Genomic DNA, 15,457 nt, shown 5'->3' with positions numbered 1-15,457 from the left:
AGTCAACATGAAGCACGCACAACCTGCCGCCGGGGAAGCGGACGGCAAGCACTCGATTCAGCGTATCGCCGTGGCCAGCGTCATCGGCACCACGGTCGAATGGTACGACCTGTTCATTTTCGCCACCGCCTCGGCACTGGTCTTCAACAAGATCTTCTTCCCGGCCTTCGACCCGCTGGTCGGCACCTTGCTGGCCTTCGGCACGTTCGCATCGGCCTATGTGGCGCGCATCGTCGGCGCGGCGCTGTTCGGTCACTTCGGTGACAAGGTGGGACGCAAGTCGATGCTGCTGGTTTCCCTGGTGATGATGGGGCTGGCGACCTTCGCCATCGGCCTGCTGCCCGACTACAAGTCTATCGGCGTCTGGGCGCCGGTCCTGTTGCTGACCTTGCGCGTGATCCAGGGCCTGGCCCTGGGCGGCGAATGGGGCGGCGCGGTGCTCATGGCGGTCGAACATGCACCGGCCAACCGCAAGGGCCTGTACGGGTCATGGGTGCAGATCGGCGTGCCCTTCGGCACCCTGATCGCCAACCTGGTCTTCCTGGTCAGCAACGCCTTCATGTCGAGCGAGGACATGCTCTCCTGGGGCTGGCGCATTCCCTTCCTGGCCAGCATCGTGCTCGTCGGCGTGGGCATGTATATCCGCCTCAACATCTCGGAGACACCCTCGTTCCGGCAGGTCCAGCAATCGCGCGAGCAGGTCAAGGTGCCACTGTTCGAGGTGTTCCGCCGCAACTGGTCGCAGGTGCTGCTGGGCGGGATCGCCACCATGTCCACCGGGACCTCCTATAACCTGCTGGTGGCGTTCGGCCTGACCTACGGGACCCAGACCCTGGGACACAGCCGCAATGAAATGCTGAGCGTGGTGCTGGTCTCCTGTGCGCTGTGCGTGCTGCTGCTGCCGGTATTCGGCCGGCTCTCCGACAGCTTCGGACGCAAGCCGGTGATCCTGGCCGGGATCGCTGCGGAAGCCCTGTTCGCCTTCCCCATGTTCTGGCTCATGGACATGCGCACCTTCAGCGGCGCCCTGCTGGGTTACCTGCTGATGATGACGGCCTTTGCCGCCAACTATGGCCCCATCGCGACCTTCCTCGCCGAGCTGTTCGGCGCCAAGGTGCGCTACTCCGGCCTGTCGATCGCCTACATGCTCTCGGGCCTGCTCGGCAGCGCCGCCACGCCCATCATCACCACGGCCCTGCTGCAATCCACCGGGCATGGTTCCTCGGTGGCCTGGTACATGATCGGCTCGGCCATCCTCTCGGCACTGTGCCTGTGGCTGCTGGCCGAGACGATGGGCAGGCAGCGCCAGGTGGCCATGGTCGAGGGCATGGCGTCATGAGTCATCCACCGATCGAGTCGCAGCTGCTGGCAAAACTGCGGGCGGTGAGCTTCCCCACGCTCGGGCATTTCCTCGAAGAGGGATTCGCCGAGAGCGGCATCCGCTCCCTGCTGTCCAACGTCAAGGTGGTCGGGCGCGCGGCCACCCTGATGCTGGCCGACGCCGATGCACTGGCAGTGAATCAGGCATTGGCCGGGCTGGGCCAGGGCGATGTGCTGGTGATCGACATGGCGGGTGACCACCACCACGCCCCGGTCGGCGCGGTGACGGCGTGCGCGGCTGCCTGCGCCGGCGCACAGGCCATCATCGTCGATGGCGTGGTGACCGACCTGCTTGAATTGCGCGCAGCCGGCCTGCCCGTCTTTGCCCGCGGAACCAGCCTGCTGACCACCAAGCGACGCGGGACCGGACGCAGCAAGTTCAATGTCCCGGTGCAGTGTGGCGGCGTCCTGGTGCAGCCCGGCGACCTGGTCCTGGCCGACGACAACGGCGTGTTCTTCGCCGACCTGGCGACGGTGGCGGGCATCGTCGAGCAGGCCCTGACGTCGGACCATGCCGAGCCGGCCATCCTTTCCCGCCTGCGGGCCGGCGAGCCGGTCGGGCAGGTGCTGTGTCCGCAGTCCTGAGTTCCGGACACAGCAAGCACACGCCTCTCACACAGGCGACCGTTGTCGAACCTGGTTTTCAGACCTGAAGGAGTTCTACCGATGTCATCGCTTTCCCCTTCGTTCCAGCGCGTGCTGTCATGCTCGGCCATGGCGCTCTCCCTTCTTGCCTCGATTGCGCTGACGGGCGCGGCGCAGGCACAGACCCGTGGCGGCACACTGTCGGCCATCGTCCAGCCCGAACCACCGATGCTGGTCAGCGCCATGAATTCGCAGGCGCCGACCCAATACGTGGCCGGCAAGATCTACCAGGGTCTGCTGACCTATGGCCCCGATCTCAAGCCGCGTCCCGAGCTGGCCAAGAGCTGGACCATCTCGCCGGATGGCCTGACCTACACCTTCGAATTGCAAAGCGGCGTGACCTGGCATGACGGCAAGCCCTTCACGGCCGCGGATGCCGAATTCACCATCGGCAAGCTCTTGCCCGAGGTGCATGTACGGACCAGGACGGTGCTCAACAAGTACGTCGCTTCGGTACGCGCGATCAACCCCACCCGTCTGGAGATCAAGCTCAAGGAGCCCTTCCCGCCCTTCATCATGATGTTCGAGACGGGCACCATGCCGATGATGCCCAAGCACCTCTACGAGGGCAGCGACTATCGCAAGAACCCGGCCAACCAGACCCCCATCGGTACCGGTCCGTTCATGTTCAAGGAGTGGAAGAAAGGCGCCTACATCAAGCTCGTGCGCAATCCCCACTACTGGAAGAAGGACCTGCCCTACCTGGATGAACTGGTCTTCAACGTGATCCCCGATTCGGCCTCGCGCGCGGTGGCCTTCGAGCGTGGCGATGTCCAGGTATTGCGTGGGGGCGACGTCGACAATGTCGATGTCAAGCGCCTGCGCGCCATCGCCGGTGTCGACTACACGACCAAGGGCTGGGAGTTGTTCTCGCCCATGGCCTACCTGGTCCTGAACCAGCGCAAGCCGCCCTTCGACAACGTCAAGATCCGGCAAGCCGTGATGCACGCGCTCAATCGCAACCTGATCATCAACAACATCTTCTTCGGCCAAGGAAAACCGGCAACCGGACCGTTCGTCTCCAGCACGCTGTTCTATGACAAGAACACCCCCGCCTTCGAATTCAACCTGAAGAAGGCGCGCGAGCTCGTCAAGGAGTCGGGGGTAGACGTGGCCAGATATCCGGTGAAGATCCTCTCCACCTCCTACGGCGCCAACTGGGATCGTCTGGACGAATACATCCGGCAGATGCTGGAGGGGATAGGACTGAAGGTGAGCATCGAATCCTCCGATGCCGGCAGCTGGTCCGGCCGGGTCAGCAACTGGGACTTCGACATGACGGTGACCTACGCCTATCAATACGGTGATCCAGCCCTGGGCGTGGAACGTCTCTACCTGGGCAGCAACATCGTCAAGGGGTCGCCATTCGCCAATGTGCAGGGCTACAGCAATCCCAAGGCCGACGCGCTGTGGGCAAGCGCCGGCGCCACACTGGATCCGGCCGAGCGGCAGCGCGCCTACAGTGAAGTGCAGAAGCTGCTGACCAGCGAGGTCGCCAACGTCAACCTGATCGAAATGGAGTTTCCGACCCTCTACCGGGCCAACGTCAAGAACCTGGTGACCACTGCGATCGGCCTCAACGAGTCGTTCGACACGGTCTATATCGACAAGAAATAAATCGCTCGCGCAGGCCGGTGCCTGGCACCGGCCTGCCAGCGCGTCACTGGCGTATGGAGTCTGCATGAGTTTTCTCGGCTTCTTTCTCTCCCGTGTGGGAAAGGCACTACTGGTGGTAGGTGGTGTCGTTGTGCTCAATTTCTTCCTGATCCGCCTGGCACCGGGCGATCCGGCCACGGTGCTGGCCGGTGAAGCCGGTGCCGGGGATCCGGCCTATGTCAGCCAGTTGCGCCAGCAGTTCGGGCTGGACCAGCCAGTGCTGGTGCAACTGGGCAGTTACCTCAAGGGCGTGCTGCATCTTGATCTCGGTTACTCCTACCGGAACCGCTTGCCGGTGCTGGACCTGATCCTGGATCGCTTGCCCGCCACCTTCCTGCTCATGGGGGCGGCCTTCCTGTTTTCCGTGGTCACCGGCGTAGCGCTGGGCGTGCTGGCGGCCCGGACCCGTTACGAGAATCGCCGCCGCTGGCTTGATAGCGCCTTGATGTCGGCGGCCCTGCTGCTCTATGCCACGCCACTGTTCTGGCTGTCATTGATGGCCATCGTGCTGTTTTCCGTGGTCCTGGGCTGGTTGCCGGCATTCGGGATGGAATCCATCGGCACGCACCTGGCGGGACTGGATCGTGTCCTCGATATCGCCACCCACATGGTGCTGCCGGTGCTGTCGCTGGGCAGCTTCTTCATGGCGGTCTACGTGCGCCTGACCCGGGCGTCGATGCTGGAGGTGATGGGCATGGACTTCGTCAAGACCGCGCGCGCCAAGGGCGTGCCGCCGCGCCGTGTGATCCGCGTGCACGTATTGCGCAATGCCCTGCTGCCGGTGATCACCTTTGCCGGGATACAGCTTGGCCAGATGGCCGGTGGCGCGGTCCTGACCGAAACCGTATTCGCCTGGCCCGGCATCGGCAGGCTGATGTTCGACGCGCTGCTGCAACGTGACTACCAGCTGCTGTTGGGGATCTTCCTGATCACCTCGACCCTGGTGGTGTCCTTCAACCTGATCACCGATATCGTCTATCGCTTCGTCGATCCCCGTATCAGTGCCGGCCAGGGGGCAGCCGCATGACATCCTTCCTCCGTCGCTTTTCCCGCAACCATGGCGCGATGCTGGGCATGGTGATCTTCCTGGGCGTGGTGTTCTGTGCCGCCACGGCATCGCTGTTCTATGAGGAGTCGCCATGGAGCATGGTGGCCAGTCCGCTGGTGGCACCCTTTACGGATGCCTCCCTGCCATTCGGTACCGACATGCTGGGCCGCGATCTGGCTGCCGGCCTGTTGTATGGCGCGCGCATGTCGCTGCTGGTGGGGGTGGTCTCGACCGTGGTGGCATTGCTGCTCGGTATCGCCGTCGGCGCGGCGGCCGGCTATTGCGGCGGGCGCGTCGATGATCTGCTCATGCGCCTGACCGAATTCTTCCAGACCATTCCGCAGCTGGCGATGGCGGTGGTGATCGTGGCCATCTTCAGTCCCTCGGTCACGACCATCGTGGGCGCCATCGCGCTGGTGTCCTGGCCGCCGGTGGCCAGGCTGGTGCGGGCCGAATTCCTCACGCTCAGGCAGCGCGAGTTCGTGCAGGCGGCCGTGGTCATCGGCCAGCGACCGCTGCGCATCATCGCCACGCAGATCCTGCCCAATGCGCTCTCCCCCATCATCGTCACGGCCTCCTTCATGGTCGCCACGGCGATCCTGACGGAGTCCTCGCTGTCGTTCCTGGGACTGGGAGACCGCAACATGATGAGCTGGGGATTCATGATCGGCGCCTCGCGCACCATGCTGCGCGAGGCCTGGTGGATGAGCGTCTGGCCAGGGGTCGCGATCCTGCTGACGGTACTGGCCATCAATCTGATTGGCGAGGGCCTCAACGATGCCCTCAATCCGCAGCTGCGCAAGCGCGGTCAATGAACAATGGAAGGTATCGCCATGTCCACGTCCCATCCTGTTGCCCCGCCGTTGCTGTCCATCGAGCAGCTCAGCATCGCCCTGCCCGAGGGCGCTGACCGCCCCTATGCGATCGAGCAGGTGTCGTTTGAGCTCCATCGCGGCGAGATCGTCTGCATCGTCGGAGAATCGGGCTCTGGCAAGTCCATGAGTGCGAATGCGATCATGGGACTGCTGCCCCCTGGCCTGTATCCGGAGAGCGGGCGTATCTCCCTGCTCGGGCGTGACCTGCTCACGCTCGACGAGCCCACCCTGCTTGGCATGCGCGGCAAGGAGATGGCGATGATCTTCCAGGAGCCGCTATCGGCCCTCAATCCCCTCATGACCGTGGGTGAGCAGATTGCCGAAGTCATGCGCGTGCATCGTAGCCATGCGGCCCAGGCCTGCGAACAGCGGGTCCTGGAGCTGCTTGAATTCGTCGGCCTGCCGGAGCCTGCCAGCCTGCGCCACAGCTATCCGTTTGCGCTCTCGGGCGGTCAGCGCCAGCGTGTCGTGATTGCCATGGCCCTGGCGCTGGAGCCCAAACTGCTCATCGCCGATGAGCCGACCACCGCCCTGGATGTGACGACCCAGGCGCAGATCCTCGACCTGATTCGCCGCATCCAGCGCGAAAAAGGCATGGGGGTCATGTTCGTGACGCATGATTTCGGCGTCGTCGCCGAGATCGCTGACCGTGTCGCTGTCATGGAGAAGGGCCGGTTGGTGGAAATCGGCCCGGCGCGCCAAGTGCTCGACGCGCCCCGGCATCCTTATACCCGGCGCCTGATCGACGCCGTTCCGCATGGGCGCGCCGGGCAGGTCGCCGACGAGCAGGCCGAACTTTTGCTGGAGGTACGCAAGCTGCGCAAGACCTACGTGAGCAGGGGTGGCTGGTTCGGTCGCCGCCGCACGGTCCATGCGGTCAACGATGTCAGTTTCACCGTGCGTCGTGGACAGACGCTGGGTATCGTCGGTGAATCGGGCTCGGGCAAATCCACCATCGGCAAATGCCTGCTGCGCCTGACCGGCATCGACGGCGGTGAACTGCTGTTCGGTGGTCGCGACCTGGCCCGGCTTAGCGAGGCACAGTTCAGGCCACTGCGGCGCGACGTGCAAATGATTTTCCAGGATCCGTTCGCCTCACTCAATCCGCGCCACTCCGTTGGCCGCATCATCGCCGATGGTCCCATTGCCAACGGGGTGGCCGTGGCGGAAGCGCATCGCCGGGCCAGGGAACTCCTGGAACTGGTGGGCCTGGAGGCCTCGGCCTTCGACCGCTATCCGAACCAGTTCTCCGGCGGCCAGCGCCAGCGCATCGGCATTGCCCGGGCCCTGGCGCTGGAGCCCAAGCTGATCGTGGCCGACGAGTCGGTGTCGGCGCTGGATGTATCGGTGCAGGCCCAGGTGCTGGCGCTGCTCGGGCAGTTGCAGCGCAAACTGGATCTGGCGATCATTTTCATCACCCACGATCTCCGGGTGGCGGCGCAGATCTGTCATCACATCATCGTCATGCATCGCGGCAGTGTCGTCGAAAGCGGCGCACCGGCGCACATCTTCGATGATCCCCGTCACGACTACACGCGCAGGCTCATCGCCTCCATTCCTGGCAAGTCCTGGGTGCCGTCATCCCGGGCAGAGGCCATCACCACAGCGTAACGCTCCGACCTGTTCCGGTGGCCGCCATGAGCCTGCAATCCGCCCACGTCCCCACGCGACCGGCCACCTCGGTGCGCAAACGCCAGCGCATGCCTGTCAAGGCCAGCCTGCTTTCCGAGCTGCTGCTGCAAAAGCGCAGCTGGATATCCGGTGGCGGGCATCGCGCCTGCATGCACAGGGAGCTCTACGAGTTCATCAAGCACGAGATCCTGCACGGCACGTTCTCCGGGGGCAGCCGGCTGCCGCCTTCGCGCGTGCTGGGGCAGGAGCTGGGCGTGTCGCGCAATACGGTGCTCTATGCCTACGACCAGTTGCTGGCCGAGGGCTATGTCAGGTCGACCGTCGGCTGTGGCACCTTCGTGGCCGATGTGCCGCCGCCGCGTCTGTCGTTGCCGGCCCCGCCTGCGCGTGGCGTATCAGGTGTCGCCCCGGGTCTGCTGTCGGCGCGGGGTGCGCGATTGCTGGCACAGCCGGGTGCCGCCAGCAGCCAGTGGGGCGCCTTCGTCGCCGGCGTACCCGATGTCACCCTGTTCCCGCATACCACCTGGCTGCGCCTGCTGAACCGCCAGTGGCGCCGGCCGGCCGCACAGGATCTCAGCTATAGCACGGTCGGCGGTCATCCCCGGTTGCGGCGCGCGTTGGCCGAACATCTCAGGGTGGCACGGTCGGTGCGCTGCGAGCCCGAACAGATCGTGATCACCTCCGGTATCCACCAGGCGATCGATGTCATCGCCCGTGTGCTGGGCGACCCGGGGGACCTTGCCTGGACCGAGGAACCGGGCTATTGGGGGACGCGCAACATCCTCTCCAGCAATGGCATCGAGGTCTTGCCGGTGACGGTCGACGAGCAGGGCATGGCGCCCGGGGTGTCGCAGCTGCAGGGGCCGCCACCGCGTTTCATCTTCGCCACCCCGTCGCACCAGTATCCGCTGGGTATGTCGATGAGCGCGGCCAGGCGCTTGACGCTGATCGACCATGCGGCCCGTCACGGATGCTGGATCGTCGAAGACGACTACGACAGCGAATTCCGCTTCGAGGGCCGCCCGCTGGCGTCCCTGCAGGGGCTGGACAACAGCGGGCGGGTGATCTACGTCGGCACATTCTCGAAGACCCTGTTTCCGGGAATGCGCACCGGCTACATGGTATTGCCTCCATCCATCGTCGAACCGGTTGCGCTGGCCTTGTCGGCACTCTATCGGGAAGGGCAGCTGCTCCAGCAGGCCGCCCTGGCCGACTTCATGATGGAAGGACACTATGCCGCCCATGTCCGCCGGGTGCGCCAGGTCTATGCCCGGCGACACGCGCTGGTGCGGCGCGCCATCGACCGGCATCTGGGACCAGACTGGCCGGTCGCCAGCCAGGATACCGGCTTGCACCTGGTGCTGTTCCTGCCTGACCAGGCCAGTGATGCAGTGATCTCCGAGCGCCTCCTGGAGCAGGGCATCGTGGTGCGCCCGCTGTCGCGGTACTACCAGCAGCCAGATCAGGCGCGCCAGGGACTCTTGCTGGGCTACGCCTGTGTCCCCGACGAGCAGATCGAACCAGGCATCGCTGCCATTGCGCGTGTGATCGGCCGGTGATTCACCCGCCACGCGCGATACCAGCTACAGCGGATCCTCCCAAAAGCCGAGAAGCTCGCATATTGTCGCGGAAACTGTCGGTTTTTTAGCCTGTCAGGCAGGCACAATTCATTGCGCTCGCGGCAATGCTTGAATACCATCATCTCATGATGCAAGTCTCCGCGACCATGACCACAATCCGCTCCCGCGTCCGCCACGCGGTGACAGTGTTCCTTGCCCTGGCATGGGGTATATGCGCTGCCGGTCACGCCCACGCACAACGACCGGCCGCCGAGGATCACGTCATCGAGATCAAGCTGGCCGACCTCAACGACGACAACCCCCTCATCAACTATCGCAAGGCGCTGCTGGAACTGGCCTTGAAGGCCAGCGGGCGGCGCTACACCATCAGCGGATGCCAGCTCACCGATGTGGCCACCTCCGACCTGCGCTATGCGCAACTGATCAAGTCGGGCCAGTACTGCAACCTGCTGGCGACCTCGGCCGGCGGTGAGCTGACCCAGGGCTTGCTGCCCATCCAGTTCCCCATCTATCTCGGTGGCGGCGGCTATCGCGTCCTGTTGGCCAATCGCAAGAGCCTGGCGGCGGCCAAGGCGATCCGCAGCCTCGACGATCTCAGGAAGTTCAGCATCGGGTCCGGCATCGGCTGGGTCGATACCAGCATCATGCAGGCCAATGGCCTGGCCGTGGTGCAGAACAACTATATGAACCTGTTCGAGATGCTCAAGGCCGGGCGTTTCGATTTCTACAACCGCTCCGTCTTCGAGGTGGCCGGCGAGCTCGACAGCTACGATGCCCGCCATGAGCTGGCCATCGTCCCGGATCTGGTGCTGGTCTACCCCGAGGACCTGTTCTTCTATACCTCGCCCAACCGCGAGGATATCCGCGATGCCGTGCTCGATGGCCTGCGCAAGATCCATCGCAACGGTGAACTCGCCGAGCTGATCCGCACCCACAGCTCCACGCGCAACGCCCGGGCCTTGCTGCAGTCCGCCAAGGGGCGCGTGCTGATGCTCGATAATGCGCGGCTCACCCCGCTGGAACGACAAGCCATCGAGACCTACAGGATGGACTGGTTCAAGTAGGCGCCTCATCTTTCTCTTACAACCTTGCCAGGCAAGTGCATGAAAACGAAGTTCAATAGTCTCGGCGTCTATATCGCCATCGCCCTGCTGGCCGCATTGAGCCTGCCAGTGGTGCTTGCCCTGACCGTCCTCAACGGCACGCGCGCCAAGCAGATCGATGCCGAGATGCAGGTGCTGGTCGACGAAAAGCTGAAGACCATGCAGCACAGCCTGATCCTGCCGGTCTGGAGCCTGGATCGCTCCGACATGATGGCCATCCTCAACGGTGCGATGCTGGACAAGCAGGTGGTGAGTGTGGAGATCTTCGATCCCGACGAAAAGAGCATCATCGAGCTGGATGATCCGCAACGCGGCGCGGGCAAGCTCATTGCACGCAGCGTGCCGCTGGTGTTGCAGCGTGGCCAGCAGGATTTCAGCCTGGGCAGCCTGCGCGTGGTGGTGTCGGATGACCAGCTGCAACGCAAGCTGGCCGCCGACAAGCGCTTCTACAGCCTGGTGTTGCTGGTGCAGGCAGTGGTGTCGCTGCTGATCATCGGCTTGCTGGTGTATCGCCGCATCCTGGCGCCCATCGGCAAGCTGACCGAGGCCACCGAACGTATCCAGCGCGGCAGTTTCGATACCCGCATCGCGGTGCCGCAGCAGGATGAGATCGGCCTCCTGGCGCGTCACATGCAAGCCATGCAGGGCAGCCTCAAGGCGCTGTTCGATGAGCAGGCCGCCATCCTCGGCAATATCCCGGCGGGCGTGCTGTTCGTGCGCGATGGCCGTATCGCCTTCGGCAACGGCGCCGCAGAGGCCCTGCTGGGCCGTCATGACAGCAGCCTGGTCGGCTTGCCCTGCGACCAGGTCTTCGTCGAGCCGGCCCAGCAGGCGACCTATGTCAACCAGGCCGTGACCCGTGCCAGCGGCGTGGCCGGCGAGATCGTGCTGCTGCGCCACGGCGACGGCAGCAGCTTCCCGGCCGAGCTGCATACCACCCTCATCGATGGCACGCGCCAGTCCGACCAGATCTGGGTCATCATCGATGTCTCCCAGCGTCTGGAGAACGAGGCCAGGATCGACCGGCTGGCCTTCTACGATCCGGTCACCGAATTGCCCAACAAGAAGCTCTGCATGGATCGCCTGCGCCGCGGCCTGGCGCGCATGGCCAGCAGCGGCAACATCGCCGCCGTGATGTGTATCGAGGTCCATCGCAGCGATTTCGCCTATGGCGCCGTCAAGGCCGATGAAGCCGAGCGCTTCCTCATCGATTGCGCCCGACGTCTGGGCAGTTGCGTGACGCCCGATCAGACCCTGGCCCACCTGGAAGGCGAGAAGTTCGCCTTGCTGACCGAACTGAAAGGACAGCAGATCGGCGATGGCATCAAGCTGTGTGAAGCGCTCGCCCACAAGCTGCTGGCCACCTTCGAGGATCTGCAGGCGTCCTGGGCGACGGCCTCGCCCTGCTCGCTGAGCGTGGGCATCAACATCGTGCGCCACCACGATCATGCCGCCGAGGAGGTGATCCTGCAGGCCGAGCTGGCCATGGTGCAGGCACGCATCGCCGGTCGCGGCGTGTTCCGCTTCTTCGACCCGGCCATGCAGGCGCTGGCCAACCAGCGCAGCACGCTGGAGAACGAGTTGCGTCAGGCCGTGCAGCAGCGTCAGTTCGTGGTGCATTACCAGCCCCAGGTCAGTTACGAGGGCGATGTGCTCGGAGCGGAGGCGCTGCTGCGCTGGCAGCATCCGCAGCGCGGATTGTTGATGCCGGGCCATTTCATCGCAGTGACCGAGGAGCTGGGCCTGATGGAAGAGATCGGCCACCAGCTGCTGCAGCAGGTGTGTGTCGACATGCAGGCGTGGCAGGCCGAGGGCCTGGCGCGTGACCTGGTGGTGGCCGTCAATGTATCGGTGCAGGAATTCCAGAGCCCCCGCTTCGTGCAGCGCTTTTGCCAGACCTTGCGCGACAGCCACGTCAAGACCGACAGCATCAAGGTCGAGCTGACCGAAAGCATGATGGTCGATCACATCGACGAGGTGATCGATCGCATGCACGCCCTGAAGGCGCAGGCGGTGTCGATCTCGCTGGACGATTTCGGCACCGGCTATTCCTCGCTCTCCTACCTGGGACGCTTCCCCATCGACCAGCTCAAGATCGACCAGAGCTTCGTGCGCCGCATGCACAGCGATGCCGCCACCGCCAGCATCGTGCGCAGCATCATCATGCTGGGCCAGAGCCTGGAACTGTCCATCATCGCCGAGGGGGGCGAAACCCGTGAACAGCGCGACCTGCTGTATGCCCAGGGTTGCTCGCTGTACCAGGGTTACTGGTACGCCAAGCCCATGCCGGGCGAGCAGTTCGCCGAACTGCTGCGCACGCCGCAGCGCTACCGCTGAGCCGCCCGGCAGGACCTGTCTTCAGGGAGTGGCCTCCTCATCCTTACGATGCGCCAGGCGGTACAGCAGCGGCAGTACCAGTAGCGTCAGCGCGGTAGAGGACAGGATGCCGCCGATGACCACGGTCGCCAGCGGCCGTTGCACTTCGGCACCGGTACCGGTGGCCAGCGCCATCGGCACGAAGCCCAGCGAGGCCACCAGCGCGGTCATCAGCACCGGTCGCAGACGCGTCATGGCACCCTCGTGGATGGCCTCATCCAGCGAGCGGCCTTCTTCGCGCAGGCTGCGGATGAAGGAGATCATCACCAGCCCGTTCAGCACCGCCACCCCGGACAGCGCAATGAAGCCCACCGCCGCCGAGATCGACATCGGGATGCCGCGCGCGGCCAGCGCCAGGATGCCGCCGGTCAGCGCGAAGGGGATGCCGGTAAATACCAGCAAGCCATCCTTGACGTTGTTGAACATCGCAAACAGCAGCACGAACACCATCAGCAGCGCCACCGGAATGACCACCTGCAGTCGCCGCGTGGCCGATTGCAGGTTCTCGAACTGGCCGCCCCAGGTGGTCCAGTAACCGGTCGGGATCCTGACCTGGGCCTGCAGCGCCTGTTCGGCATCGGCCACGAAGGAACCCAGGTCGCGTCCGCGCACGTTGGCGCTGACCACGATGCGGCGCTTGCCATCTTCGCGGCTGACCTGGTTGGGGCCGGGCGCGATGGTGAGGCTGGCGACCTCACCCAGCGGGACGTAGCTGGTACGGCTGGCACCCTCCTGCAGTGGCAGCGCGATGGGCAGGCGGCGCAACGCCTCCAGGTCGGCGCGGGCCTGCTCCGGCAGGCGCACCACGATGGCGAAGCGACGGTCGCCCTGGAACAGCGTGCCGGCCTGGGTGCCGCCGATGGCGGTGGCCAGCGTGTCCTGGATGTCGGAGACATTCAAACCATAGCGCGCGATCTTCTGGCGGTCGATATCGATGGAGAGCATCGGCAGGCCGGTGGTCTGCTCGACCTTGACCTCGGTGGCGCCCGGCGTCTTCTGCAGCACTGCGGCGACCTTGGCGGCGGTGTCGTTGAGCACCGTCATGTCGTCACCGAAAATCTTGACCGCGACGTCACTGCGCACCCCCGAGATCAGCTCGTTGAAGCGTAGCTGGATCGGTTGCGAGAACTCGTAGCTGTTGCCCGGAATCCGTGCCACGGTTTCCTGGATGGCCTGCTGCAGTTGCGCATGCGTCTTGCGCGGCTCTGGCCATTGCGACTCAGGTTTGAGCATGATGTAGCCGTCGGAGATGTTGGGTGGCATCGGGTCCGAGGCCACCTCGGCCGTGCCGGTGCGGGCGAAGACGCGCTCGATCTCGGGGAACTGCTGCTTGAGGGTCTTCTCGATCTGCTGCTGCATCTCCAGCGATTGCGTCAGGCTGGTGCCGGGAATGCGCAGCGCCTGGATGGCCATGTCGCCTTCGTTCAGGCTGGGGACGAACTCGGTCCCCAGGCGCGTGGCCAGCGCACCGCTGACCACGATCAGCGCGGCGGCAAAGGTGAGCACGACCGGCTTGTTGTCCATGATGCGGGTGAGCAGCGGCGCATAGAGGCGCTTGGCCCACAGCATGATGACGTTCTCCTTCTCGGATACCTTCTCGCCGATGAACAGCGCAATGGCCGCCGGGATGAAGGTCACCGACAGGATCATCGCACCCAGCAGCGCGGCCACCACGGTGAAGGCCATCGGCGTGAACATCTTCCCTTCCACGCCGGTCAGCGCAAACATGGGCAGGTAGACGATCATGATGATCAGCTGGCCGAACAGCAGCGGCCGGCGCGCTTCCTTTGCTGCCGCGAAGACTTCGTGGAAACGTTCGTTGCGGGTGAGCGGGCGGCCATGGTGTTGCTGGGCGTGGGCCAGGCGGCGCACGCAGTTTTCCACGATCACCACGGCGCCATCGATGATGATGCCGAAGTCCAGCGCCCCCAGGCTCAAGAGGTTGGCGCTGACCTTGTTGGAGACCATGCCGGTGAAGGTGAACAGCATCGCCAGCGGGATCACCATGGCCGTGATGACGGCTGCGCGGATATTGCCGAGGAAGACGAACAGCACCGCAATGACCAGCAGCGCGCCCTCGACCAGGTTCTTCTTCACCGTGGCGATGGCGCGGTCCACCAGCACGGTGCGGTCGTAGACGGTGATGGCTTCCACCCCCTCGGGCAGGCTGCGGTTGATCTCGCGCATCTTCTTGTCGACCGCCTGCGAGACCGTGCGGCTGTTCTCGCCGATCAGCATGAAGACGGTACCCAGCACCACCTCGCGGCCATTCTCGGTGGCCGCTCCAGTGCGCAGTTCGCGCCCCGCGCCGACCTCGGCCACGTCGCGGATGCGGATGGGCACGCCGCGTACATTGGCCAGCACGATATTGCCGATGTCTTCCATGGAGCCGACCTGGCCGGGGGCACGGATCAGGTATTGCTCGCCGCGCCGCTCGATGTAGCCGGCGCCGACATTGCTGTTGTTCTTCTCCAGCGCCTTGATGATGCTGTCCATGGTCATGCCGTAGGAGGCCAGCCGCTCGGCCGACGGCGCCACCAGGAATTCGCGCGCATAGCCGCCGATGGTGTTGATCTCGGTCACGCCCGGCACCAGGCGCAGCTGCGGCTTGATGACCCAGTCCTGGATCTCGCGCAGGTCGCTGGCGCCATAGGGCGTGCCATCGGGTTTGCGGGCGTCCTCGCGGGCTTCCACGGTCCACAGGTAGATCTCGCCCAGGCCGGTGGAGATCGGTCCCATGGCAGGATCGATGCCGCCCGGCAGCTGGCTCCTGGCTTGCTGCAGGCGTTCGTTGACCAGCTGGCGGGCGAAGTAGATGTCGGTGCCATCCTTGAAGATCACCGTCACCTGCGACAGGCCGTAGCGCGACAGCGAGCGGACCTGTTCCAGCTGGGGCAGGCCCGACATGGCCGTCTCCAGCGGATAGCTGATGCGCTGCTCGGTTTCCAGCGGTGAGTAGCCGGGGGCGGCGGTGTTGATCTGGACCTGCACGTTGGTAATGTCGGGCACGGCGTCGATGGGCAGCTTCTGGTAGCTGTAGACCCCATAGGCGCCCATGCCCAGCACCGCCAGCAGGACCAGCCATCGGTGCTCGATGGCGAAGCGTATGATGCGTTCAAACATGATCGTGGTCTCTCGAATGAAGTAGTGGCGCGGCGGCCA

General features: G+C 64.7%; 10 protein-coding genes. 9 read left to right on the top strand and 1 reads right to left on the bottom strand.

The window, feature by feature from the left end:
• The first annotated feature begins 7 nt into the window (after positions 1 to 7).
• From ACIPHN_RS13990 to ACIPHN_RS13950, 9 genes are all read left to right on the top strand, one after another.
• Positions 8 to 1,339, top strand: a complete 1,332-nt coding sequence (locus ACIPHN_RS13990; RefSeq protein ID WP_400437074.1) for an MFS transporter — start codon at positions 8 to 10, stop codon at positions 1,337 to 1,339.
• A complete protein-coding gene (locus ACIPHN_RS13985) occupies positions 1,336 to 1,965 on the top strand; it encodes an RraA family protein (protein WP_400437072.1) in 630 nt (209 codons plus the stop codon). Before ACIPHN_RS13990 ends, ACIPHN_RS13985 begins: the two co-directional genes overlap by 4 nt.
• Before the next feature lie 81 nt (positions 1,966 to 2,046).
• Positions 2,047 to 3,642, top strand: coding sequence for an ABC transporter substrate-binding protein (locus ACIPHN_RS13980; RefSeq protein WP_400437070.1), 1,596 nt, complete (start codon positions 2,047 to 2,049; stop codon positions 3,640 to 3,642).
• Positions 3,643 to 3,706: 64 nt separating this feature from the next.
• The gene (locus ACIPHN_RS13975) at positions 3,707 to 4,708 is read left to right on the top strand and encodes an ABC transporter permease (protein ID WP_400437069.1); all 1,002 of its coding nucleotides are present in this window, start codon (positions 3,707 to 3,709) and stop codon (positions 4,706 to 4,708) included.
• Entirely contained in the window at positions 4,705 to 5,544 is an 840-nt protein-coding gene (locus ACIPHN_RS13970) for an ABC transporter permease (protein ID WP_400437067.1), read from the top strand. Before ACIPHN_RS13975 ends, ACIPHN_RS13970 begins: the two co-directional genes overlap by 4 nt.
• Before the next feature lie 18 nt (positions 5,545 to 5,562).
• Entirely contained in the window at positions 5,563 to 7,215 is a 1,653-nt protein-coding gene (locus ACIPHN_RS13965; RefSeq protein ID WP_400437065.1) for an ABC transporter ATP-binding protein, read from the top strand.
• A gap of 89 nt (positions 7,216 to 7,304) precedes the next feature.
• Positions 7,305 to 8,795 (top strand): PLP-dependent aminotransferase family protein, encoded by a 1,491-nt coding sequence (locus tag ACIPHN_RS13960; protein WP_400437218.1) that lies wholly within the window; start codon positions 7,305 to 7,307, stop codon positions 8,793 to 8,795.
• 167 nt (positions 8,796 to 8,962) lie between these two features.
• Complete coding sequence (locus tag ACIPHN_RS13955; RefSeq protein WP_400437063.1) at positions 8,963 to 9,880, top strand: hypothetical protein; 918 nt, start codon at positions 8,963 to 8,965, stop codon at positions 9,878 to 9,880.
• Positions 9,881 to 9,919: 39 nt separating this feature from the next.
• Positions 9,920 to 12,256: a putative bifunctional diguanylate cyclase/phosphodiesterase gene (locus tag ACIPHN_RS13950; RefSeq protein WP_400437061.1), complete on the top strand. Its 2,337-nt coding sequence runs from the start codon at positions 9,920 to 9,922 to the stop codon at positions 12,254 to 12,256.
• 21 nt (positions 12,257 to 12,277) lie between these two features.
• Here the strand turns inward: ACIPHN_RS13950 and ACIPHN_RS13945 are convergent, their stop codons facing one another.
• On the bottom strand, positions 12,278 to 15,418 hold the full coding sequence (locus tag ACIPHN_RS13945) for a CusA/CzcA family heavy metal efflux RND transporter (RefSeq protein ID WP_400437059.1): 3,141 nt from the start codon (positions 15,416 to 15,418) through the stop codon (positions 12,278 to 12,280).
• Between the last annotated feature and the right edge of the window lie 39 nt (positions 15,419 to 15,457).

The organism is Herbaspirillum sp. NPDC087042 (assembly GCF_044745245.1).
GTDB lineage: Bacteria > Pseudomonadota > Gammaproteobacteria > Burkholderiales > Burkholderiaceae_D > Herbaspirillum.
The sequence above is the reverse complement of the archived record's forward strand: the minus strand, read 5'-3'. Positions and strand labels throughout refer to the sequence as shown.

Bases quoted from the DNA above. Each gene is read 5' to 3' on its own strand.
- ACIPHN_RS13950 (WP_400437061.1), top strand. From the start codon at position 9,920: ATGAAAACGAAGTTCAATAGTCTCGGCGTCTATATCGCCATCGCCCTG.
- ACIPHN_RS13955 (WP_400437063.1), top strand. From the start codon at position 8,963: ATGACCACAATCCGCTCCCGCGTCCGCCACGCGGTGACAGTGTTCCTT.
- ACIPHN_RS13970 (WP_400437067.1), top strand. From the start codon at position 4,705: ATGACATCCTTCCTCCGTCGCTTTTCCCGCAACCATGGCGCGATGCTG.
- ACIPHN_RS13965 (WP_400437065.1), top strand. From the start codon at position 5,563: ATGTCCACGTCCCATCCTGTTGCCCCGCCGTTGCTGTCCATCGAGCAG.
- ACIPHN_RS13980 (WP_400437070.1), top strand. From the start codon at position 2,047: ATGTCATCGCTTTCCCCTTCGTTCCAGCGCGTGCTGTCATGCTCGGCC.
- ACIPHN_RS13945 (WP_400437059.1), bottom strand. From the start codon at position 15,418: ATGTTTGAACGCATCATACGCTTCGCCATCGAGCACCGATGGCTGGTC.
- ACIPHN_RS13960 (WP_400437218.1), top strand. From the start codon at position 7,305: ATGCCTGTCAAGGCCAGCCTGCTTTCCGAGCTGCTGCTGCAAAAGCGC.
- ACIPHN_RS13985 (WP_400437072.1), top strand. From the start codon at position 1,336: ATGAGTCATCCACCGATCGAGTCGCAGCTGCTGGCAAAACTGCGGGCG.
- ACIPHN_RS13975 (WP_400437069.1), top strand. From the start codon at position 3,707: ATGAGTTTTCTCGGCTTCTTTCTCTCCCGTGTGGGAAAGGCACTACTG.
- ACIPHN_RS13990 (WP_400437074.1), top strand. From the start codon at position 8: ATGAAGCACGCACAACCTGCCGCCGGGGAAGCGGACGGCAAGCACTCG.